At 53.0% G+C, this 24207-nt stretch carries 17 protein-coding genes; 8 read left to right on the top strand and 9 right to left on the bottom strand.

The window, feature by feature from the left end; translation table 11 throughout:
- The first annotated feature begins 2 nt into the window (after positions 1–2).
- The 4 genes from carB (at position 3) to kefC (ending at position 8673) form a co-directional block, all read left to right on the top strand.
- On the top strand, positions 3–3227 hold the full coding sequence (gene carB, locus EX31_RS03830; protein WP_037033457.1) for a carbamoyl-phosphate synthase large subunit: 3225 nt from the start codon (positions 3–5) through the stop codon (positions 3225–3227).
- 335 nt (positions 3228–3562) lie between these two features.
- Positions 3563–6154, top strand: coding sequence for a glycosyl hydrolase family 18 protein (locus EX31_RS03825; RefSeq protein ID WP_037033456.1), 2592 nt, complete (start codon positions 3563–3565; stop codon positions 6152–6154).
- A gap of 118 nt (positions 6155–6272) precedes the next feature.
- Positions 6273–6827, top strand: coding sequence for a glutathione-regulated potassium-efflux system oxidoreductase KefF (kefF, locus tag EX31_RS03820; RefSeq protein ID WP_037033576.1), 555 nt, complete (start codon positions 6273–6275; stop codon positions 6825–6827).
- Positions 6820–8673, top strand: coding sequence for a glutathione-regulated potassium-efflux system protein KefC (gene kefC / locus EX31_RS03815; protein WP_037033455.1), 1854 nt, complete (start codon positions 6820–6822; stop codon positions 8671–8673). The genes kefF and kefC overlap by 8 nt, the downstream gene beginning before the upstream one ends.
- A gap of 55 nt (positions 8674–8728) precedes the next feature.
- Here kefC and EX31_RS03810 read toward each other — a convergent pair whose 3' ends face one another.
- On the bottom strand, positions 8729–9343 hold the full coding sequence (locus tag EX31_RS03810) for a LysE family translocator (RefSeq protein ID WP_013577050.1): 615 nt from the start codon (positions 9341–9343) through the stop codon (positions 8729–8731).
- Positions 9344–9448: 105 nt separating this feature from the next.
- Between EX31_RS03810 and EX31_RS03805 the strand changes: the two genes are divergently transcribed.
- From EX31_RS03805 to folA, 3 genes are all read left to right on the top strand, one after another.
- Positions 9449–10258, top strand: a complete 810-nt coding sequence (locus EX31_RS03805) for a threonine/serine exporter family protein (RefSeq protein ID WP_037033454.1) — start codon at positions 9449–9451, stop codon at positions 10256–10258.
- Positions 10255–10719, top strand: coding sequence for a threonine/serine exporter (locus tag EX31_RS03800; protein WP_037033453.1), 465 nt, complete (start codon positions 10255–10257; stop codon positions 10717–10719). Before EX31_RS03805 ends, EX31_RS03800 begins: the two co-directional genes overlap by 4 nt.
- Before the next feature lie 269 nt (positions 10720–10988).
- Entirely contained in the window at positions 10989–11474 is a 486-nt protein-coding gene (folA, locus tag EX31_RS03795; RefSeq protein ID WP_013577047.1) for a type 3 dihydrofolate reductase, read from the top strand.
- A gap of 82 nt (positions 11475–11556) precedes the next feature.
- Here folA and apaH read toward each other — a convergent pair whose 3' ends face one another.
- From apaH to lptD, 6 genes are all read right to left on the bottom strand, one after another.
- Complete coding sequence (gene apaH, locus EX31_RS03790) at positions 11557–12411, bottom strand: bis(5'-nucleosyl)-tetraphosphatase (symmetrical) ApaH (RefSeq protein WP_013577046.1); 855 nt, start codon at positions 12409–12411, stop codon at positions 11557–11559.
- A gap of 5 nt (positions 12412–12416) precedes the next feature.
- Positions 12417–12794: a Co2+/Mg2+ efflux protein ApaG gene (apaG, locus tag EX31_RS03785; RefSeq protein WP_037033452.1), complete on the bottom strand. Its 378-nt coding sequence runs from the start codon at positions 12792–12794 to the stop codon at positions 12417–12419.
- 4 nt (positions 12795–12798) lie between these two features.
- Positions 12799–13626: a 16S rRNA (adenine(1518)-N(6)/adenine(1519)-N(6))-dimethyltransferase RsmA gene (rsmA, locus tag EX31_RS03780; protein WP_013577044.1), complete on the bottom strand. Its 828-nt coding sequence runs from the start codon at positions 13624–13626 to the stop codon at positions 12799–12801.
- Between the two features lie 5 nt (positions 13627–13631).
- Positions 13632–14639, bottom strand: coding sequence for a 4-hydroxythreonine-4-phosphate dehydrogenase PdxA (gene pdxA / locus EX31_RS03775; RefSeq protein WP_037033575.1), 1008 nt, complete (start codon positions 14637–14639; stop codon positions 13632–13634).
- Positions 14629–15924: a peptidylprolyl isomerase SurA gene (surA, locus tag EX31_RS03770; RefSeq protein ID WP_013577042.1), complete on the bottom strand. Its 1296-nt coding sequence runs from the start codon at positions 15922–15924 to the stop codon at positions 14629–14631. The genes pdxA and surA overlap by 11 nt, the downstream gene beginning before the upstream one ends.
- Before the next feature lie 86 nt (positions 15925–16010).
- Entirely contained in the window at positions 16011–18386 is a 2376-nt protein-coding gene (lptD, locus tag EX31_RS03765; RefSeq protein WP_013577041.1) for an LPS assembly protein LptD, read from the bottom strand.
- Between the two features lie 181 nt (positions 18387–18567).
- On the opposite strand from lptD, the gene djlA reads away from it, so the two are divergent.
- Positions 18568–19389 carry a co-chaperone DjlA gene (gene djlA / locus EX31_RS03760; RefSeq protein WP_013577040.1) on the top strand — a complete coding sequence of 274 codons (822 nt, stop codon included), beginning with the start codon at positions 18568–18570 and terminating at the stop codon, positions 19387–19389.
- A 68-nt stretch (positions 19390–19457) separates the two neighbouring features.
- On the opposite strand, the gene EX31_RS03755 is transcribed toward djlA, so the two are convergent.
- Both EX31_RS03755 and rluA read right to left on the bottom strand, forming a co-directional pair.
- On the bottom strand, positions 19458–23279 hold the full coding sequence (locus EX31_RS03755; protein WP_037033449.1) for a S6 family peptidase: 3822 nt from the start codon (positions 23277–23279) through the stop codon (positions 19458–19460).
- Positions 23280–23484: 205 nt separating this feature from the next.
- Positions 23485–24186, bottom strand: a complete 702-nt coding sequence (gene rluA, locus EX31_RS03750) for a bifunctional tRNA pseudouridine(32) synthase/23S rRNA pseudouridine(746) synthase RluA (RefSeq protein ID WP_015690474.1) — start codon at positions 24184–24186, stop codon at positions 23485–23487.
- Positions 24187–24207 lie beyond the last annotated feature (21 nt).

The following is a 24207-nucleotide window of genomic DNA, read 5'->3' as shown; positions in this document are numbered from 1 at the left end:
AAATGCCAAAACGTACAGACATAAAAAGCATCCTGATTCTGGGCGCCGGCCCGATTGTTATCGGCCAGGCTTGTGAATTTGACTACTCCGGCGCACAGGCGTGTAAAGCGCTGCGTGAAGAGGGTTACCGCGTCATTCTGGTGAACTCCAACCCGGCAACGATCATGACTGACCCTGAAATGGCGGATGCGACTTACATCGAGCCGATCCACTGGGAAGTTGTGCGCAAAATTATCGAAAAAGAACGTCCCGATGCCGTGCTGCCAACCATGGGCGGCCAGACCGCACTGAACTGTGCACTGGAACTGGAACGTCAGGGCGTGCTGGAAGAATTCGGTGTGACCATGATTGGCGCGACTGCAGACGCCATTGATAAAGCCGAAGATCGTCGCCGTTTCGACGTGGCGATGAAAAAAATCGGCCTCGACACCGCACGTTCCGGTATTGCACACACGATGGAAGAAGCGCTGGCTGTTGCCGCTGACGTTGGCTTTCCGTGCATCATCCGTCCGTCATTCACTATGGGCGGCACCGGTGGCGGTATTGCGTACAACCGTGAAGAGTTCGAAGAGATTTGCGAACGCGGTCTGGATCTTTCCCCGACCAAAGAGCTGCTGATTGATGAGTCGCTGATTGGCTGGAAAGAGTACGAGATGGAAGTGGTGCGTGATAAAAACGACAACTGCATCATCGTCTGCTCCATTGAAAACTTCGATGCGATGGGCATCCATACCGGTGACTCCATTACCGTGGCGCCAGCGCAGACCCTGACCGACAAAGAATACCAAATCATGCGTAACGCCTCGATGGCGGTGCTGCGTGAAATCGGCGTAGAAACCGGTGGCTCCAACGTTCAGTTCTCGGTGAACCCGAAAAATGGTCGTCTGATTGTTATCGAAATGAACCCGCGTGTCTCCCGTTCCTCAGCCCTGGCCTCCAAAGCGACCGGTTTCCCGATTGCTAAAGTGGCAGCGAAACTGGCGGTGGGTTACACCCTCGATGAGTTGATGAACGATATCACCGGCGGCAAAACGCCAGCGTCGTTTGAACCGTCTATCGACTACGTTGTGACTAAAATCCCTCGCTTCAACTTCGAGAAATTTGCCGGTGCCAACGACCGTCTGACCACGCAGATGAAATCTGTCGGCGAAGTGATGGCGATTGGTCGTACACAGCAGGAATCTCTGCAAAAAGCCTTGCGCGGCCTGGAAGTCGGCGCGAGCGGTTTCGACCCGAAAGTGAGTCTGGATGATCCGGAAGCGCTGACCAAAATTCGTCGTGAACTGAAAGAAGCCGGTGCCGAGCGTATCTGGTATATCGCTGATGCCTTCCGTGCCGGGATGTCTGTTGACGGCATCTTCAACCTGACCAACGTGGACCGCTGGTTCCTGGTGCAGATTGAAGAGCTGGTGAAACTGGAAAATGAAGTGGCCGAGGGCGGCTTCAACATTCTGACCCACGACTACCTGCGCATGCTCAAGCGTAAAGGCTTTGCGGATCTGCGTCTGGCTAAACTGGTCGGCGTGTCAGAAAGCGAAGTGCGCAAACTGCGTCACAAATACAACCTGCACCCGGTCTACAAACGTGTTGATACCTGTGCGGCGGAATTCTCTACCGATACCGCCTACATGTACTCCACGTATGAAGAAGAGTGTGAATCTAACCCGACCAATGATAAGCCAAAAATCATGGTGCTGGGCGGTGGTCCGAACCGTATCGGTCAGGGTATCGAGTTCGACTATTGCTGCGTACACGCCTCGCTGGCGCTGCGTGAAGACGGTTACGAAACCATCATGGTTAACTGTAACCCGGAAACTGTGTCTACCGATTACGACACCTCTGACCGCCTGTACTTCGAATCCGTCACCCTGGAAGACGTGCTGGAAATCGTGCGTATCGAGCAGCCGAAAGGCGTGATTGTTCAGTACGGCGGCCAGACTCCGCTGAAACTGGCGCGTGAACTGGAAGCCGCTGGCGTGCCAATTATCGGCACCAGCCCGGATGCCATCGACCGCGCCGAAGACCGTGAACGTTTCCAGCAGGCGGTTAACCGTCTGGGGCTGAAACAACCGGCAAACGCCACAGTCGCGACTATCGAACAGGCTGTTGAGAAAGCTGCGGGTATCGGTTATCCGCTGGTGGTACGTCCGTCTTATGTTCTGGGCGGCCGCGCGATGGAAATCGTATACGACGAAATCGACCTGCGCCGTTACTTCCAGAACGCCGTCAGCGTGTCGAACGACGCACCGGTTCTACTGGACCGCTTCCTTGACGACGCCGTAGAAGTTGACGTTGATGCTATCTGCGACGGTGAGCGCGTGCTGATTGGCGGTATCATGGAGCACATCGAACAGGCGGGCGTTCACTCCGGTGACTCTGCATGTTCACTGCCGTGCTACACGCTGAGCAAAGAGATTCAGGATGTGATGCGTCAGCAGGTCGAGAAACTGGCCTTCGAGCTGAGCGTTCGCGGCCTGATGAACGTCCAGTTCGCCGTGAAGAACAACGAAGTCTACCTGATTGAAGTCAACCCGCGTGCAGCCCGTACCGTTCCGTTCGTCTCTAAAGCGACCGGTGTACCACTGGCGAAAGTTGCGGCTCGCGTGATGGCAGGTCAGACTCTGGCAGAGCAGGGCATTACCGAAGAAGTCATCCCGCCTTACTACTCCGTGAAAGAAGTGGTGTTGCCGTTCAACAAATTCCCTGGCGTTGACCCGATTCTTGGGCCGGAAATGCGTTCTACCGGTGAAGTGATGGGCGTTGGCCGTACCTTCGCAGAAGCCTTTGCCAAAGCGCAGTTGGGCAGCAACTCCGGCATGAAGAAAGCCGGACGCGCACTGTTGTCGGTTCGTGAAGGCGACAAAGGCCGTGTGGTGGATCTGGCCGCGAAACTGCTGAAACGCGGTTTCGAGCTGGATGCGACTCACGGTACTGCGGTAGTGCTGGGCGAAGCCGGGATTAACCCGCGTCTGGTCAACAAGGTGCATGAAGGCCGTCCGCATATTCAGGACCGTATCAAGAACGGCGAATATGTGTATATCGTGAACACCACGGCGGGTCGTCAGGCGATTGAAGACTCCAAGCTTATCCGTCGCAGTGCGCTGCAATACAAAGTGCATTACGACACTACGTTGAACGGTGGTTTCGCGACGGCAATGGCATTATCTTCTGACCCGACTGAACAGGTGATTTCAGTGCAGGAAATGCACGCCAAAATCAGCAAATAAGTATCTTCTGTTTCCATCCGGTCGTTAAGACGCCCGCTCCCGAAAGGGGCGGGCGTCTTTTTATATGTGTTTGGCTAAAATGTTAAATATAATCATTAAATATGTTTATCATTAAAATTATATTTTTTATGTATGAAAGTCTTCATATGAAAGTGAATTTATCATAAGCTATTATTTTAGATCGATATTTTGTGTTAATGTGATGGGCGTCATGATGTTTTAATGTTTAATTATTGTTATGTTTTTGTTCCTGATTTTATACTCGGAGCTTGGGTTAGTTCACATCGAGAATTAACCCTTCTTGCAGCGCTTTCAGTCAAAATGAGGAATTTCACATGTACAAAACACCTGTCACCCTTCTGGCTTTACTCATCGGCGCGGTTCTTGCGCCGGTCTCACAGGCGGCACTTCCCGGAAAGCCGACACTCGGTGCGGATGAAACCACCTTTGCCATCATTGATATCAATCAGTCCGCCTCGGCCTACAATCAACTGGTCACTGTAAAGAATGCGGCGGATGTCACCGTCACCTGGAATTTGTGGACCGGCGATGCGGGGCAGACGGCCAAAGTGTTACTGAACGGTGCGCAGGTCTGGAGCGGCCCTTCCGGCGCAACGGGCAGCGCCACGTTTGCTGTCAATAAAGGCGGGCGCTATCAGTTGCAGGTTGCGTTATGTAACAGCGAAGGCTGTACCACCAGTGACGCCAAACAAATTGTAGTGGCGGATACCGATGGCAGCCATTTGCTACCATTGACCAGCACGCTGAAGGAAAACAACCAGCCTTATAACAATAAATCCGGCAAGGTCGTAGGCGCTTATTTTGTCGAGTGGGGCGTGTACGGTCGCGGGTTCCCGGTGGATAAAATCCCTGCACAGAACCTGACTCATATCCTGTACGGCTTTACGCCGATTTGCGGCGGGAATGGGATTAACGACAGCTTAAAAAGCATTGAGGGCAGTTTTCAGGCCTTGCAACGCGCCTGTGCAGGGCGTCAGGATTTTAAAGTCGCGATCCATGATCCCTGGGCTGCAGTGCAAATGCCTCAGCAAGGTGTCAGTGAATATTCTGCGCCTTACAAAGGCAATTTCGGCCAGCTGATGGCGCTGAAGAAAGCCTACCCGAATCTGAAAATTGTCCCTTCCATCGGTGGCTGGACGCTATCCGACCCGTTCTATTTCATGAAAGACAAAGCGAAGCGGGATGTTTTTGTGGCCTCGGTGAAGGAGTTTCTGCAAACCTGGAAATTCTTCGACGGTGTGGATATCGACTGGGAATTTCCGGGCGGTGGCGGTGAAAATCCTGCACTGGGCAGCACGGCGGATGGAGATACTTATGTGCAGCTGATGAAAGAGCTACGGACTATGCTCAATGAATTATCCGCCCAAACCGGAAAAACCTATGAACTGAGTTCGGCGATCAGTGCAGGCCGGGACAAAATTGATAACGTGGATTACAGCGCCGCACAGCAGTATATGGATCATATTTTCCTGATGAGCTATGACTTCTATGGTGCTTTCTCACTGACGACGCTGGGACACCAAACTGCGTTGTACGGCTCCGCCTCGAAACCCGATACCGATTACACCACCGATCATGGCGTGCAGGCGTTGCTTTCACAGGGCGTGACGCCAGGCAAAATTGTAGTGGGTGCGGCCATGTATGGGCGCGGCTGGACGGGGGTGAAGAATTTCCAGAATAACGATCCTTTCACCGGGACCGCGACCGGCCCGACCGCAGGTACCTGGGAAAATGGCATTCTTGATTACCGTCAGGTGGCGAAACTTAAAGCCAACAGTGACTGGCAGTACAAGTATGATGCCGCAGCTGAAGCACCGTATTTGTGGAAGCCTTCCACCGGCGATTTGATCACTTACGACGACAACCGTTCAGTGGTCGCGAAAGGTAAATATGTTTTGGCTAATCAGCTGGGTGGCCTGTTTGCATGGGAAATTGATGCGGATAATGGCGATATTTTAAATGCCATGCATGAAGGCTTAGGGAATGGCACCGGCGGCGGCACGACGAACCTTGCGCCGCTGGCCAGTGCCGGGACAAATCAGAACGTGACCGGTCCGTTGACCGTGACGCTCGATGGTTCTGCTTCCCGTGATCCGGAAAATGCAGCCCTGACGTATTTGTGGACCAAAGTCTCCGGGCCTGCGGTGACGCTGACCAATGCAGACAAAGCCAAAGCGCAGTTTAACGTCCTTACTACCGCGCAAGATCAGGTGTGGGTATTCCAGCTGAAAGTGACCGATCCGCAAGGGCTGAGCGCCACGGCGCAGGTTCAGGTGACAAACTCGGCGGTTCAGGCGAACCAGCCGCCGGTGGTGACGTTGCCGGCGACCATGGCTGTAACGGCAGGTAATACCTTCGCGCTGGTGGCACAGGCGACGGATGCCAATAACGATCCGCTCACGTATCAGTGGACGTTGCCCGCCGGTCTGAGCGCCAGCTCGCTGACCACCAGCTCCATCAACGTTACCGCTCCGGCGGTCACCAGCAGCACAGTGTATCCGGTCAGTGTGATGGTCAGCGATGGAAAATCATCCACGTCTGCCAGCTTACAACTGACGGTTAACCCGGCGAGCACGGGCGGGTGTGGTGTGACAACGGATCCTGCGGCGGCGCAAGTGCCTGCCTGGGACAGCAGCAAAATCTACAATACCGGCGATGCCGTCAGCTACAACCAGCTGATATGGAAGGCGAAATACTGGACGCAAAACAACCCGCCATCGCGCAGCAGTGATCAGTGGCAACTCGTCAGCAATATCACATTGCCTTACGACAATGCGGCCACGTATGTTCAGGGGGAAATGGCCACTTACGGCGGCCATAACTGGAAAGCGAAGGTCTGGACTCGGGGTGTCACGCCGGTTGCAGGTGACAACTGGCTGGATCTCGGGGCAGTCAGTTGTCCGTGAATCCTTTCATGTAAATCGACAGGGCCTGAGGGCCCTGTTTTTCATCGTATTTACGGCAGTTAATAAATGTTAAAAATACTTTATGATGAATGCATATTTTGTCGATATGAGTTCACAGATGATTTTAATAATTTACGCCCATCCCTATCCGCGCCATTCAAGAGCCAATCAGGGGCTGCTGTCGGCAGTCAGTGATTTGCCCAACGTCGAAGTACGTTCGCTCTACGACCTCTATCCCGATTTCAATATCGACATTGCCGCTGAACAGAAAGCTGTTGAACGTGCAGATCTGGTGGTCTTCCAGCATCCGATCCAGTGGTACAGCTTGCCGCCACTGATGAAACTGTGGATCGACAAAGTGCTCGAGCACGGCTGGGCGTACGGCCATGAAGGCAATGCCTTAAATGGCAAACATTGCTTGTGGGCGGTAACGACCGGCGGTAACGAGCACCATTTCGAGCTGGGCGATCACCCCGATTTTGACGTGCTGGCGCAGCCGCTACAGGCGACAGCCATTTATTGCGGCATGCACTGGCTGCCGTATTTCGCCGTGCACAACACCTTCATTTGCGATGAAGTGGCGCTGAAAGCGGCGGGAGAAGAATATCGTCGCCGTTTAACCGCCTGTCTGAGTCTGAAAGAAGGCTGCCCGCCGGAGGTGAGCCTTGGATAACCATAACCTGATGATTGAAGGCCTGATTTATCTCGGCTCGGCGGCGCTGTTTGTGCCGATTGCGGTACGTCTGGGGCTGGGTTCTGTGCTCGGTTACCTGATTGCGGGCTGCATTATCGGCCCGTGGGGGCTGAAACTGGTCTCTGATGCCGAATCAATTCTGACCTTTGCGGAGATCGGCGTGGTGCTGATGCTGTTTGTCATCGGACTTGAGCTGGATCCCAAACGGTTGTGGACGATGCGTGCCTCGGTTTTCGGCGGCGGCAGCATTCAGATGGTGGGCTGCGGCGCAGTGCTCAGCGCATTCTGTTATTTCCTCGGACTGGACTGGAAAATCGCCCTGTTGATCGGCCTGACGCTGGCGCTTTCTTCAACGGCCATTGCCATGCAGGCGATGAGTGAGCGCAGTCTGACGGCTTCACCCATTGGCCGCAGCGCTTTTGCGGTGTTGCTGTTCCAGGATATCGCCGCCATCCCGCTGGTGGCGATGATCCCCTTACTGGCGAGCACCGGCGAAGCCACAACGCTGATGAGTTTTGGTTTGTCAGCAGCAAAAGTGGCCGGTGCGCTGGTGCTGGTGGTGTTGCTCGGGCGCTATGTCACGCGGCCCTTGCTGCACTTCGTGGCACGCTCCGGCATGCGTGAAGTGTTCAGTGCCGTTGCGCTGTTTCTGGTATTCGGCTTCGGTATTCTGCTGGAAATGGCCGGTATGTCGATGGCGATGGGCGCATTTCTGGCGGGTGTCTTGCTGGCAAGTTCTGAATACCGTCATGCACTGGAAAGTGATATTCAGCCGTTCAAAGGTCTGCTTCTCGGGCTGTTCTTTATCGGTGTCGGTATGTCCATCGACTTCGGCACGCTGGTCCATCAGCCGCTGCTTATTGCCACATTGCTGGTCGGTTTTATGGCGCTGAAAGCGGCCTTGTTATGGCTGGTTGCGCCATGGCTGGGTGTGCCGAAAAAGCAGCGCGGCCTGTTTGCCATCTTAATCGGGCAGGGCAGTGAGTTCGCGTTTGTGATTTTCAGCACCGCTCAAATGGCAGGTGTGTTGCCGGTTGAATGGTCGAAGGCCCTGACGCTGGCTGTGGCGCTTTCCATGGCGGTGACGCCATTGCTGCTGGTACTGTCCGCGCGCCTTGAGCGCAATGCGCCGAAGGATGACCGTCCGCATGACACCATTGATGATGAGAACGCGCAGGTAATTATTGCCGGTTTCGGGCGCTTTGGTCAGATTGCCGGTCGTTTGCTGCTGGCAAACAACGTCCACACGGTGGTCCTGGATCACGATCCGGATCACATCGAAACGCTGCGTAAATTTGGCACCAAAGTGTTTTACGGCGACGCCACACGCGTTGATTTGCTGGAGTCCGCCGGTGCCGCGCAGGCGAAGGTTCTGATTAATGCCATTGACGATGTGGAAGCCAACCTTCAGCTGACGGCACTGGCGAAAGAGCATTTCCCGAATCTGAAAGTGATTGCCCGTGCCCGTGATGTCGATCACTGGTATCAGTTGCGTCAGTTGGGTGTCGAAGCGCCGGAACGTGAACTGTTTGAAGGCTCCTTGCGCGTCGGCCGCGATGTGCTGGAGGCGCTGGGGCTGGATGCGTATGAAGCCCGCGAGAAGGCAGATCTGTTCCGCCGCTATAACCTGAAAATGCTGGAAGCCACTATCGAGAATTACGAAGATACTGAGTTCCGTATCGCCAGCATGCAGCGTGCGAAAGATATGCTGACAGCCGCTATCGAGCAGGATCAGGAGCGTCTGGCTTCCGGTCAGCAACAGGGTTGGCGTGGCAGTATTGACGGAAAAGCGCCTGAGAAAGAGGTGATTGAAGCGAAGGGCTAAGCCGCCGTTAAAACAGAAAACCGGTGCCTGATGCACCGGTTTTTTCTTTCTGAACTCAGCTCAGTGCGACTTTAATGCCCAAACCGATCAGTACACCGCCCAGCAGTTTATCGATAAGTTTCTGCGCTTTCGCCAGACCACGACGCACCGGCGGGCTCTGGATAAGTAACGCCAGCGAAGGCCACCAAATGGCCGACAAACCGACGATTATAGAGGCGTACCACAGCTTTTCACCGAAGGTGGAGTTAATCTGCAAGACCTGCGTAAACATCGCCAGGAAGAAAAGTGTCGCCTTTGGATTGAGCAGGTTACACAGATAACCCTGCACGAACGCGGTGCGCAGTTTTACCTGCTGTGGCTCCAGTCCGTCGAGGTTCATCTTGCTGTTGCTGCGGGAAAACAACGCCTGAATACCGACCCAGATCAGATAAGCCGCACCGACGTATTTCAGTAAATCAAATAACCACGGCGTGGTGGTGATCACCACTGCCAGACCGGCCACGCAGTAAGACATATGCGTAATCACACCACAAATCACACCCAGTGACGTCATGAGTGCCGCGATGCGCGGATAGCGGGCCGCATTTTTGATGACCAGAAAGAAATCGGGACCGGGAGAAAGCATGCCGAGGAAGGCGATACTGGCAACAAAAAGGGTGGTTTCAAGCATGAAAATAACCGTCGTCAATGTTCGGAACAAAAGAAGGCGGCATGATACGCCAATCCTCAGTAAGTTAAATCACTCTTATTGCTTTTTTTGCGGGCGGTGAATGGTATGCAGGATCCGGTCATAGAATACCCGGTGCGTGAAAGCCCCGAGGCGCATCATCAACGTGAAATTACCCGTTTGTGCATCGAATGTGCCCTGATGCTGTTGCAGCATGGTGCCGAAAGTATGCTGGTCGAACAGCTGTCGGCGAGGCTTGGCGTCGCGCTGGGAATGGACCGGGTGGAAAGCTCGATCTCCGCCAATGCCATTGTGCTCAGCACCTTAAGCGGCGGTTATTGTCTGACCTCGACGCGTAAAAATGTTGACCGCGGGATCAACATGCAGGTTGTGACACAAGTCCAACATACGGTGATCCTGGCTGAGCATAAACTGCTCGACAGTCAGCTGGTGGCAAAACGCCTGCAAAAAATCAAACCGCTGCGGTATCCGCGCTGGCTGATGATCCTGATGGTGGCGCTCTCCTGCGGGTGTTTCAGCAAACTTAATGGTGGCGGCTGGGATGCATTCATTGTCACTTTTTTCGCCAGCGGCGTCGCCATGGCCGTACGCCAGAGCCTTACTGCACGGCATATGAATCCGCTCATCAACTTTTGCTGCACGGCATTCGTGGCGACTTCCATTTCAGGGTTGCTGTTGCGGCTGGGCATTTTTCAGCAGTCATCAAATGTCGCAATGGCTGCCAGCGTGTTATTGCTGGTGCCGGGGTTTCCGCTGATTAATGCCGTGGCGGATATGTTCAAAGGGCATGTGAATACCGGACTGGCGCGCTGGACTATGGCCAGCCTGCTGACACTGGCGACCTGCATTGGTGTGGTCATGGCAATGGCATTGTGGGGTTTACGGGGGTGGTCATGAGCCTTTTATGGGCACTGATTCAGGATATGCTTTTCGCTGCCGTGCCCGCACTGGGCTTTGCGATGGTGTTTAATGTGCCGCCGCGGGCATTACGTTATTGCGCACTGCTCGGCGCAGTTGGCCACGGCACGCGGATGTTGCTGATCCACGGCGGGATAAACATCGAATGGGCCTCCCTGCTGGCAGCTATACTGATTGGCATTATGGGCATTCGATGGTCACGCTGGTTACTGGCACATCCTAAAGTTTTCACCGTTGCCGCTGTTATACCGATGTTCCCCGGCATTTCTGCCTACACGGCGATGATCTCAGTCGTGGAGATTTCGCATCTGGGCTACAGCGAAGCATTGCTATCGACGGCACTCACCAATTTTCTGAAAGCCAGTTTTATCGTCGGGGCATTATCTATCGGATTATCGTTACCGGGATTGTGGCTGTACCGTAAACGCCCCGGTGTGTAAGCGTTGTTGTACAACGTGGAGCTACCATGCAAAAAAGCAGGTGAGCGCTTCAGCATTTTCGACTGGAATACGGCGATACCTTCCTGCTTTTGAGCGTCCTTTGCCGCCGGAACCGCTACTTTTGGCGGGGAATATCCCGGCAGGGTAAGAGCTCTCTTATATCTTTGTAAAGCGTGGGTCTCCCTATCGACGGCTGATGGGGCTTTCCGTATAGTGGCAGCTCTTTTTTGGGGTCACGCACAAATCCTTTTTCTACACAGGGCTTCACAATGATTATTAGCCTGATCGCCGCACTGGCGACCGATCGCGTTATTGGCATGGAAAACGCTATGCCTTGGCATTTACCTGGTGATCTGGCCTGGTTTAAGCGTAATACGCTCAACAAACCCGTCATCATGGGGCGAAAGACGTTTGAGTCAATCGGACGTCCGTTGCCTGGCCGGCTGAATATTGTCATCAGCTCTAAACCGGGCGAGCATGAAGGCGTGACCTGGGTAACCTCTGTTGACGCTGCGCTGGCGGCTGCCGGCGATGTGGAAGAAGTGATGGTGATGGGGGGCGGTCGCGTGTATGAGCAACTGCTGCCGAAGGCCAATCGTTTATATCTGACTCACATTGATGCCGAAGTCGAAGGGGATACACATTTCCCTGATTATGAGCCGGATGACTGGGAAAGCACATTCAGCGAATTCCACGATGCGGATGAGCAGAACTCTCATGGTTATTGCTTCGAAATCCTTGATCGCCGCGCCTGATCCTACGGCTGCGTGAGCCGTGTGACAATAAAAAGGCACCCTTTGCAGGTGCCTTTTTGCTGTCTGAATGTCCGCTGTTTGATCAAACGGCTTTCGGGATTTCAGAGTGCTGTTTTTCGCTCTGGCGGTTTGAAGGCTGGGCGAAGTAGGTTTTGTCTTCCCAGCGCAGCATGGTCAGGTCACCGCCCCAGCAGCAGCCGGTATCCAGCGCATAAATGCCTTCCGGCGTGCCTTTCCCTTCCAGTGAAGCCCAGTGTCCGAACGCAATACTGTAGCCTGCTTCCTGTAAAGGCCCCGGAATATCAAACCAGGGTTTCAGCGGCTTTGGCGCGTTTTCCGGGATATCTTTGCAGATCATATCCAGTTGTCCGTTCGGGAAGCAATAACGCATGCGGGTGAACGCATTGGTGCTGAAACGCAAACGCGCCAGACCCGTCAGTTCAGGATGCCAGTTATTCGGCATATCGCCATACATCGCATCCAGAAACAGCGGATAAGTATCGCTGCTCAGGACGGCTTCCACTTCACGGGCGCACATTTGAGCGGTGTCGAGATCCCATTGCGGCGTGATCCCTGCGTGGGCCATGACCAGCTTCAGATCTTCATCAACCTGCAGTACCGGCTGGCGGCGCAACCAGTTGATCAGTTCGTCAGCGTCTTCGGCTTCAAGCAAGGGCGTGATGCGGTCTTTCGGTTTGTTGAAACTGATCCCCGCGTAAACCGCCAGCAGATGCAGATCGTGGTTACCGAGCACCATCCGGACACAATCCCCCAAACCGCTGACAAAACGCAGCACTTCGAGCGAGGACGGACCGCGGGCGACTAAATCACCCGTCAGCCACAGGACATCGTTTTGCGGATTAAAATCCACCTGCGCCAATAGCGCCTTGAGTTCATCGATGCAGCCGTGAACATCACCAATAAGATATGTCGACATGAGGATTAATTTATCAGCGTAGGGATGGCGAGGCGGAAGACCGGAACAGGCACACGGAAGGTTTCACCGTCTTGTGCGACCATTTCATAATGGCCTTCCATCGTGCCCAGTGGCGTTTCTAAAATAGCGCCGCTGGTATAGTGAAATTCATTGCCAGGCAGGATCAGCGGTTGTTCACCGATGACCCCTTCGCCCTGGACTTCTGTCTGGCGACCGTTACTGTTGGTTATCAGCCAGTAACGGCGAAGCAGTTGCACATTAAAACGCCCCAGATTGCGGATGGTGATGGTGTAAGCGAAGACAAAACGTTCTTCTTCGGGTATCGACTGTGACTCAACGTAGATACTTTGCACCTGAACACAAACGCGGGGCGAATTAAGCATAACGCTACTCCTGAAGTTCCGGGGTTTTAGGTCGTGTGGACAACCAGTTAGCCAGTTTACAGAATTGCTCTACAGAAATATTTTCAGCACGCATGCTGAGATCTAAACCCAGTTCGGTCATTTGTTCAGGAGTGAACAGGTGACCGAGGCTGTTGCGCACTGTTTTACGACGCTGGTTGAAAGCATCCGTTGTCAGACGGCTCAGAATGCGAATATCAGGCACCGGATACGGGATCACTTCATGTGGCACTAAACGTACCACAGCGGATTCCACTTTAGGCGCCGGTGTGAAGGATTCTGGTGGAACTTCCAGAACCGGGATCACGTTGCAATAATATTGCGCCATCACCGTTAAACGACCATACGCTTTGCTGTTCGGGCCTGCAACCAGACGGTTTACCACTTCCTTCTGCAACATAAAATGCATGTCTTTGATGGCGTTGGTATAAGTGAACAAATGGAACATCAGCGGCGTAGAAATGTTGTACGGCAGGTTACCAAAGACACGCAGTGGCTGACCGAGCTCTTCAGACAGTTCGCCGAAATTGATTTTCATCGCATCAGACTGGATGACCCGCAGTTTGCCCTGAAACTTAGGGTTATTTTCCAGACGCGTTGCCAGATCACGGTCGAGTTCGATGACCGTCATGCTGTCCAGGCGCGAAGCAACAGGCTCAGTTAACGCCGCCAGACCGGGACCGATTTCAACGACAGCCTCGCCCGGCATAGGGTGAATGGCCGACACGATGCTATCGATAACAAACTGATCGGTTAAGAAGTTTTGCCCAAAACGTTTACGGGCAAAGTGACCTTGGTGGACTCTACTATTCATTGTTGTTATTTATCGTTGCTGTTATTTGCCATGTGAATGGCGAGATTTATTGCTGTCTTGAAACTGCCCGCATCGGCGGTGCCGGTGGCGGCGAGTTCAAGGGCGGTACCGTGATCAACGGAAGTCCGGATAAAAGGCAGGCCGAGTGTGATATTCACTGCGCGACCAAATCCCTGATATTTTAGCACCGGAAGGCCCTGATCGTGATACATCGATAAAACAGCATCGGCATGTTGCAGATATTTAGGCTGGAATAACGTATCAGCGGGCAGCGGGCCGATGAGATTCATCCCTTGCTGGCGCAGTTCGTCCAGGGCAGGAATGATAATGTCGATCTCTTCGTGCCCCATGTGGCCACCTTCGCCGGCATGTGGATTCAGGCCACACACATAAATTTGCGGCTCGGTAATACCAAATTTGGTTTTCAGATCATGATGCAAAATGGTGATGACTTCATGCAGGCATTCACGGGTAATTGCACCCGGCACCGCCAGCAAAGGCAAATGCGTGGTCGCCAGCGCAACGCGCAACTCTTCGGTTGCCAGCATCATCACAACACGGTCGCAATGGCTGCGGTCAGCGAAGAATTCGGTATGGCCGATGAAGGGAATTCCGGCATCGTTGATAATGCTTTTTTGAACCGGGCCGGTGATCAGTGCAGCGAATTCACCGCTGATAGCACCGTCGCAGGCACGCGCCAGCGTTTCCACCACGTAGGGCGCATTAGCCACATCAAGTTTACCTGCGGTCACCGGGACGGCGAGTTTAACAGGCAAAATGGTCAATGTGCCCGCAGCCTGAGGCTCTGGCGGACGCGCTTTCTGATAATCGCGTAAGCGGATATTCAGGCCGAGTTTCTCAGCACGTTCAAGCAGTAAGGCCGGATCGGCACAGACCACTAACTCAACAGGCCATGCCTGCTGAGCCAGCGCCAGTACCAGATCCGGCCCAACCCCGGCCGGTTCGCCGGGGGTAATGACCACAGATTTTGTCACGGAAGTATTATTTTCCATTCCCATCCATAATTTTCACATACGCTTCAGCACGCTGTTCCTGCATCCACGTCTGGGCTTCTTCCGCAAATTTGCGGTTGAACAGCATACGGTAAGCACGTTCTTTCTGTGCCGCATCTGTTTTATCGACCTGACGGGTGTCGATAAGTTGGATCAAGTGCCAGCCAAACGAAGAGTGAACCGGTGCACTGATTTCGCCTTTTTTCAGGTTCATCAACGCATCACGGAACGCAGGATCGTACATATCTGGTGACGCCCAACCTAAATCGCCGCCCTGATTAGCAGAGCCAGGATCCTGAGAAAGCTGTTTGGCTTCATCAGCGAATGTGGCTTTACCGCTCTTAATATCAGCCGCAACCTGTTCCAGCTTCGCACGCGCCTGCGCATCCGTCATTACGACAGAAGGTTTCAGCAGGATGTGACGGGCGTGAACCTCGGTGACAGAAACCGTTTTATTGTCGCCACGGATATCGTTCACTTTCAGAATGTGGAAACCAACACCAGAACGAATCGGGCCAATGACCTGGCCTTTCTGAGCGGTGCTTAACGCCTGAGCAAACAGGGAAGGCAGTTCCTGCAATTTGCCCCAGCCCATGTTGCCGCCTTTCAGTGCCTGGGAATCAGCCGAGTAGGTGATAGCCAGTTTGCCAAAGTCCGCACCATTGTTCAGATCAGCAACAATTTTCTTCGCCAGCTGTTCTGCAGAATCAACCTGATCCTGAGTTGGGTTTTCTGGCAGTGGCAACAGGATATGGCTGAGGTTGAATTCAGCACCGCTGCCGTTTTGCGCCGCAACCTGTTTGGCAAGCTGATCCACTTCCTGAGGCAGTATGGTGACACGGCGACGCACTTCACTGTTACGTACTTCGCTGATGATCATTTCCTTGCGAATCTGCGTACGGTAAGTGCTGTAGTTCATTCCGTCATAAGCCAGACGGCTGCGCAGTTGATCAACAGAAATGTTGTTTTGCTGTGCAATACCGGCAATGGCTTTATCCACGTCCTGATCGGTTGGCGTGATGCCCATTCGGGTCGCCATTTGTAACTGGATCTGATCCATGATCAAACGGTCGAGGATCTGGTGACGCAGAGTCGCATCATCCGGCAACTGCTGTTTAGCCTGCTGTGCCTGCTGTTTTACAGAATTAAACAAGCTATCAACGTCACTTTGCAATACCACGCCGTTGTTAACGACGGCGGCAACTTTATCAACTTCCTGAGGGGCAGCAAACGCAGTGCTGGCACAAAGCGTCACGCCGAGGAGAAGTGTTCTCCAGTTCTTCATACTTTTTCCATTTGTCTAATCCGCAAGCGCGGGTTTCAAGTTCACTGAATTCGTCGTGTCTTCACGAAATGAATCGTGTTTCGGGCTTAGAAAGCGCGTTGATAAGGCAGTATGCCGCTGGCCAACATTTCTTTCGTTCCGAGGGTTTGATTGTTACCCAGGCCTCTAAGTTCAATATTGAAACCAATCTTATTGTCATATTTACTTTCTGACTTAACCGTATCGTAGCTGGTGATCTTACGTTCATAACCAACATTGATAGCCCAGCAGCATGTGTTGTATTGCAAACCAATAAGCTGATCGGCTGGCTGCTGTGCTTTGGTGTCGTAATAATACGCCCCCACGATTGCCCAACGGTCAGCAATCGGCCAACTGGCGATGCCGCCAACCTGCGAAATACCGTCCTGATAACCCGGGTTGGTAACGTTAGGTAACGTTGCCTGAATATATTCCGGGCTGGCGTAACGGTAACTCAGCTGAATCATTCTTTCTGAGTCTGCGCGGTACTCCAGCACTGCATCGCCTAAAGCCAGCGCATCCAGACGGGTGTCATACTGCACGCCGCCACGGATACCCCAGAAATTGTTGATTTTGTAGTAGCTGTCACCGGCCCACACCAGGCTGCCCGTATCATCATTTTTATCCAGGACGCTATCAACGTCACCGGTACGTGGCGGCTGGAAGTAATAAATCTGACCGGCAGAGGCATTAAAGCGCTCTTCCAGATTTTCGTCATAGATACGGGTCGTTAAACCGCTTGCCACCTGGTTTGCAGAGGCAATACGGTCCAGACCACTGTAGCTTTTATCGCGGAACAGGCCGGTGTAGTCGGACTGTAACAGCGTCGAGTCATAGGTATTGATCGAGCTCTGATTGCGGTAAGGGATATACAGGTACTGTACGCGCGGTTCGAGGGTCTGGGTGTAGTCACTGTTCCAGTCCATCGTGCGGTCGAACACCATTTTGCCGTCGCTTTTAAACTCAGGCATCGTACGGTTCACGGATGAACGCAGTTTGGTATTCGGATTGCTATCGTAATACGCGTCCGGAATATCCTGCTGATAGTGGGTTGTCATCAGCTTCACTTCGTTATCCAGACTTCCCCAGCCATTACTGAGTGGCAGGCTGATAGTCGGCTCGAAGTGTGTACGCACTGCTTCCGGGTTGTCAGGGTTTACGCTGGTGAATTTCACCGCCTGACCGTACAGATGCAGGTCAAACGGGCCCACATCATTTTTGTAATAGTTAATATCCAGCTGTGGCTGTGCACGGTAAGCGTTGGCGTTCCCGAAATCTGAGAACACCTGGAACTGCTTACTGGCCAGTGTGACATCCCAGTTTTGGTTCGCGTAACCTACGCTGAATTTCTGCGTGGAATAGCCGTCAGTACTGGAACCGTATTTCGAATCGAAATCGGTGAAGTAATAAGGGTCACTGACCTTGGTATAGTCGACGTTGAAGCGCCAAACCTGATCGTATACACCGGCATGACGCCAGTAATACATCCAGCGCTTGGTTTTATCGCTGGTACGGTTTTCATCTTCGACATACTGCTGATCGATTTTCTTATCGTTACCCAGATAATCGAATTCCATCAGACCCGCACCGGCAACGGTCAGGTAGCGGAATTCATTTTGCAGTTGCAGACCACGGTTGCTCATGTAATTGGGCGTAATCGTGGCATCGTAGTTTGGCGCAATGTTCCAGTAGTAAGGAACGGTGACACCAACGCCATTATTGCTGCTGTAGTTAGCATTAGGGATAAGGAAACCGGAACGACGCTTATTGCCAATCGGCAACTGCATGTACGGGCTGTAGAACACCGGCACCGGACCGATATGGAAGCGGGCATTCCAGATTTCAGCCACTTCTTCCTGACGATCCTGAATCACTTCGGAACCGACGACGCTCCAGCTGTTATCGCCAGGCAGACAGGTGGTAAATGTACCGTTATCCATGATGGTGTAACGGTTGTTGTCACGCTGCTTCATTTTGTCAGCCTGACCACGTCCCTGACGGCCGACCATCTGATAGTCGCCATCCTGAACATCAGTATCTTTGGTGGTCAGGTTCGCAAAGCCTTTCGGGCCATTCAGCTTGATTTGGTTATCGTTATAACGCACGTTGCCGGTCGCAGTAGCGGTTCGGGTCGGGGTCGGCTGATTGGGATTGGCGATTTGATTAAGCTGAACCTGATCAGCATCCAGTGTGCTGTTGCCCTGAACAACGTTAACGTTGCCGCTAAACAGCGCACTGTCAGGATAATTGCCGGTCGCCTTATCGGCGTTGATGGTCACAGGCAGTGAATTAGGATCACCCTGCACCAAAGGTTTGTCATAGGTCGGAACGCCGAGCATACATTGTGCTGCGAGATCGGCCATTGCGCCGTGACTGTACAATACTGACCAGATTGTGGCGGCCAGCATTGTCGGTAAGCGTGTTTTCAGACGTCTGTTTTTCATACGTAAAATGGTGTTCCGTCATCAGAGGCATCATGCCGGCAAACGGTCAGAGACTATCTCACTCATCATGGTTGCGCTAGTGTTAAATCCCACCTGTTACGTTGCTGCCGTTAGGCACAACGATAAATGCCGGTTATGATAAAGCAATTTTTAAGCGACGGCATGGCGAATTGAGGAGTATATGCAGTATTGGGGAAAACTGCTCGGACTTATCCTGGGCTTATGGTCCGGTTTAGGCTTCTGGGGAATTGTAGCAGGGCTGCTGATAGGGCATATGTTTGATACCGCGCGTTCAGCGAAACGCAGAGGGTATTTTGCCGATCAGCAGACACGTCAAACCATCTTTTTCCGCACCACGTTTGAGGTGATGGGAAATCTGACTAAATCAAAAGGCAGAGTTACCGAGGCGGATATTCAGATCGCCAGTCTTTACATGGAACGTATGCAGTTGCACGGCGAGCAGCGCGAAGCCGCACAACGCGCCTTTCGCGACGGGAAAGAAGCTGACTATCCCTTGCGTGAGAAAATGCGCGAACTGCGCACTGCGTGTTTTGGTCGTTTTGACCTGATACGGACTTTTCTGGAAATCCAGATCCAGGCCGCGTACGCCGACGGTTCATTGCATCCCAATGAACGCGAAGTGTTGTACGTGATTGCTGAAGAGCTCGGGATTTCACGGATGCAGTTCGATCAGTTCCTGCGCATGATGGAAGGCGGCCAGCAGTTTGGCGGTCACCAGCAGGGGGGACGCTCGTATGGCGGCGGTTATCACCAGACGCAGCAAGGCCCGACGCTGGCAGATGCCTGCAAAGTGCTGGGCGTGAATGCCACCGACGACGCAACGACCATTAAACGTGCCTACCGCAAACTGATGGGCGAGCATCATCCTGACAAACTGGTGGCGAAAGGTTTACCGCCTGAAATGATGGAAATGGCGAAGGAAAAAGCACAGGCGATTCAGGCGGCGTATGACCTGATCAAACGTGAAAAAGGCTTTAAATAACGTCATCATTAAAAAGGCGCTCTTTTCAGAGCGCCTTTTGCTTTGTGGGACACAGATTTGTGTCAGTGTCAGAACTTAAACGTCACCCCTGCGACAGCCTGCCAGTAATCTACCCCTTCATCTTCCAGCCTGTGCTGATACTGTACACCGGTATTCAGTGACACATTCGGCATCGGATTGCTGATAATCCCCAGGTCTAGCATCCCGGAACTGCCTGCAGCACCGCTGTGGAAGCTGTTGCTGACGTCGCTGTAGGTGACTCCGATGTCCACTGACGCATCGTCTCTGAGATCTGTAATGAACAATGTATTCGCCGTAATCGCCCATTTACCAGCATTTGCGGTATCCCAGTCGTAGCGGTAACGCATCCCTAAGCGGGCAGTCTGACGGGTGATATCGTCATAATGAACCTTCGTATTATCAATATCCGTAAAATCATCGACTTGCAGGCGCTGAATGCCAAATCCAACTAATGGCGTCAGCACATGATTACCCGCCTGGATTTTATATCCCACATCCACAGAGCCACCGAAGGAGGTCGCACTGATATCCGCCACGTCACTGCCGCGCAGGTCAGTCGATACATTGCCGTCATAGATGGCGACGTCCGAAGCTACATCCACCGTTAAACCGCTGACATACTGATACGACAGCAGTGAAGAGAGTCCCCAGGTGGTGTATTGCGTTTTGCTGTTGCCGTCGGCGGCATCCGGCGTGACATCCAGATTAGCGCTGGAAAGGCCAAGGCTCAGTGCCAGCGAGTGGGTGTCGTTACCCAGTTGCATCACTTTGGCACCCAATAGCCAGCCTTCTTCTTTCTGCGTGTAGTCGTAGCCATAATCCATAAAGCCGAGTGCTGAATGATAGTTGTCTTCTCCGTTGAGATACTGGAAGAAGAGATTCTGTTTCTTATCATCCTGTGCCAGAACCTGATTGCGGAAGGTTTCACTCACGCGACTGTTGTAGCTCAGCAGGGCGGAAGGTAAAGACAGATAAGAAGGCACCTGCGGCGTAACGGCCGGACGCGTATTTTTTCCGCTATCATCGTCATCTGGCGTCGGTGCCGGCGGGACCGGCGTATTATCGCCGCCGTCATCCGGCGTTGGTTCAGGAACCGGCGTATTATCGCCGCCGTCATCCGGCGTTGGTTCAGGAACCGGTGTATCGTCGTCCTCGCCATCGTCTTCATCATCCGGCGTCGGTTCTGGCGGAACCGGTGTGTTATCGACCGGTACCGTATTGTCGCCTTCGGTCAGCATGTTGTTTTGCAGACGGTAATCCCAGAACTGATCGCCGCTGCCTGCCACTTCACGCTGTTCTTCAGAGCTGCGGCCCGGTGCGAAGGCATACAGGTTATAGGCGTAAGCGCCGCGCGCCACGTATTCCCCCGCCAGTCTGAAGCTGTCTTTGGTTGCCTTACCGGCCACCTGGATCAGCGACACGCCTTCCTGATTATCCGCTGCGCCATCATTATCCGTATCAGTGAAGAAACCCGCCCCTGACGGTGTGACTTGAACACTCACCGGTGCAGAGGAAACCATGTCGCCGTTGATCAGCAGCTTGTCGGTTTGTGTGAAAGTCGGATCGAAATGCGTGCGCAGGCTGAGCAGATTATTGCTGCCCGCCGCCATTGTGCCGTTAACGGTTTGCGTGGCCGCGACAAATGTATCGCTCTCGCTTTCGTTTTCGGCTGGCCAGTGTGGCAGAAGCTGCACATCATCTTTCAGGATCAGATCGGCGACGGTGTTGTTACCGGCCAGCACCGTGTTTTTCTCCATCGTGACGGTGGACGCAAGGGAGCCGTTGAGGATCAGCGCGCCGCTGTAAATATTGGTGGCACCGGTGAACGTATTCTCGCTGTTGATGTACAGCGCGCCCGGCGCCATTTTCTTCAGGGTTCCGTTACCGGAAATAGTGGCGTCAATCACCACGTCATTATTGCCGTCGGTGCTGGTGGTTTTACTGTCTGTCTGATCAACAGAAATCATACTGCCGGAAGCCAGTTCCACCTTGCCGCTCAGATGCGATTTACTGTTCAGCATCAGGTTTGCCAGCTCATTGAGCTTAACGTTGGCATCCAGTGTGGCATGTTCGTTCACCCGCAGGGTGGCATGGCTGGCCACATCCACATTGTTTATCGTATAGGTTTCATCAATCCAGTCATCACTGAAAACAACGTTACCGGCATGCGGTGTCGGGCGACCCGCCAGTCTCAGAATGCCATTTTGCACGGAGAGCTGATTCAGATCGGCTCCGCCCGCCAGTTCCCAGACGCCTGCGGAGGAGTCCGGCGCATAATCGACGTTCAAATTCGACGCCGTTTCCTGACTGCCGAGATGGCCAATAAATGTCTGGTTATCAGAGTTATTCAACGTCAGCGTACTGATCTGGTCTGCATTGCTGTTAATAATTGTCGCACCGGAATCACTGTGATTAATGGTGCTGAAAGCCATGTCATAGCCATTCAGATCCAGATTACCGCCACGGTAACCAAAGTAAATATCGCTGCTTTCAATCTGGTTTTCGCCGCCGATCTGCACGGTCGGTCGACCGCTGACAATGGTGACTTTGGAGAAGGCTTTTTGCTCCCCGGCTTCATTGGCCTGCTGGGCTAACACCACCAGCCCGTCGCCGACATTCAGCGCGCCGCCATTATTCCCCACGGCATTGACGTACAGCGTACCTTCGCCGATTTTATGTAAAGTATCTCCGGCTAAACCGTTCACTTCCCAGTCAACGGTTTTATCCGCATCGACTTCGATCCCGCCGCCCACCCAGGTGCTGTTCGCACCTTCAGCCGACACCACCCGGTAATCGTTCGAGAATTGCAGTTTTGCGGCACCATGATTGACGGCGCTATCGAGTACGATCAGGCCGCCATCACCGGCAAAGCGCAGGTCTTTCGAGGCATTGAGTTCATCATTGGAGGCTTGCGAAGGCAGTGCCGTGTTGACGCCGTGCCACTGCCAGCTGTTTTCGCCCTGCGTAATATTGGCAGCCGTCCAGTGAATGTCGCCGTCGGCGGCGATATCGGTCACATCAGGATCGGTATTTTCAGCAATAACGCCCTTGAGGAAATTCAGCTGCATATCCAGCGTATAACTGATGTATTCATATCCTGTTTTTCCTGTGCCTCCCCATGGTGAGACACCATAGATTTTCCATTCTTTTTCCACGTTATCGTAAACATAGAGCGGGCTTCCGCTGTCGCCTGCTTGTATCGCTGAACTGAATGGCTGAGCACGTGCATCAGGTGGCCCGTAGTTCACCCAGCGTAAACGTGACGGTTCAAAAGTGGGATTAACCATCGTGCCGCCGCTTTTCCAATCGTAAGCCCCGGTGATATAGACGGGTTTCTTGGTGACCGGGTCGACCTGATACTGCGTTCCTGAGCCAACCCGCGCATAGTAAACATAACGTTCCGGGTTATTACGCACCTGCTGCGTGTCTACCATTGGTACTGGCGCGGCTTCGGTCACGACTTTATTCAGACGGGGAACATGAAAGTCTTTATTCCATGTTTCATAAGCTGGATGAATATTTCGGCTGATTAATTTATAGGTGGTTCGGTATTTTGCGTGATTCCCAAAATCAACGGAAGTATATCCACCGTTATGAGCAACGCTGGCAATATAGGAAGGTGAAATTAATGTCGCGAAACCCAGGCTGTTGACTGCGCCAAAATCAGGCATAGGAAAGTTCAGCATTCCGGCTGACGTGCCGTCCATTTTGAAAACTTCAATGTTTTCTTCACCGGCACCATATTTCCCCAGATTCTCTGCGAAGTCGCGGTAGTCCTGAACCGCAACATCTTCACGCATGATACCGGCATCGGCATCAAAAAGCGCCAATGCAATCAGGCTGCTGAGCAGCTTTGGTTTCCATTTCATGTCGTCTTCCCTGAAGGGTGAATAATTAAATTTGAATAAATAGGGCGGGATGTTATCAGTCGTGCGGGGCGAATTAACAGGGAAGGGAATAGGTGAGGAAGCCGATATTATATTTTTGGCAAGGTAAATTCTGATAAAACAACACGATGCTAATGTAATACATATTACTTAATAGTGATTGAAGAAATATGTATTATTTGAATGGTTAAAAATCCGGTTCGCAGTTAAATACCAGCGGCGCATCGGTTATCGGATGATAAAACGATAATTCCTGTGCGTGCAGTTGCAAACGACCGGCCGCTGCCAGCGCCTGCGGATGGGCATAGAATTTATCGCCCAGAATCGGATGCCCGAGCGCCAGAAGGTGCACGCGCAACTGGTGCGAACGTCCGGTAATCGGCCGCAGTTTCACCCGCGTTGTGCCGTCATCATCCCATGACATCACTTCATACTGCGTCAGCGCTTTCTTGCCGGTCTCGTGACAGACCTTCTGTTTCGGCCGGTTAGGATAATCGCAAATCAGCGGCAAATCGATAATGCCGTAATCTTCTTCAACCCGTCCCCAGACCCGCGCGATATACACTTTCTTGGTTTCGCGTTCGCGGAACTGGCGTTTAAGTTCACGCTCAGCGTCTTTGGTCAGCGCCACCACGATCACGCCGCTGGTGGACATATCCAGACGATGGACGGACTCAGCCTCAGGAAATTCCTGCTGAATACGCGTCATCAGGCTGTCCTGATGCTCGGCCAGCTTGCCCGGCACGGAAAGCAGCCCGCTCGGCTTATTGACCACCATGATGTGTTCATCCTGAAAAATCACCTGTAACCAGGGATCGGTCGGCGGATTGTAATTCTCCAGCGGCCGGGTTTTCGACGGTTCAGGGATAGTCGGTTGATGTTCGCTCATAGCGGTTTCAGTCTGCATTCA

The sequence above is a fragment of the Rahnella sp. WP5 genome (assembly GCF_000745615.1).
GTDB lineage: Bacteria > Pseudomonadota > Gammaproteobacteria > Enterobacterales > Enterobacteriaceae > Rahnella > Rahnella aceris.
Note: the sequence above shows the minus strand (reverse complement) of the source record. Positions and strands in the feature narration are given on the sequence as shown.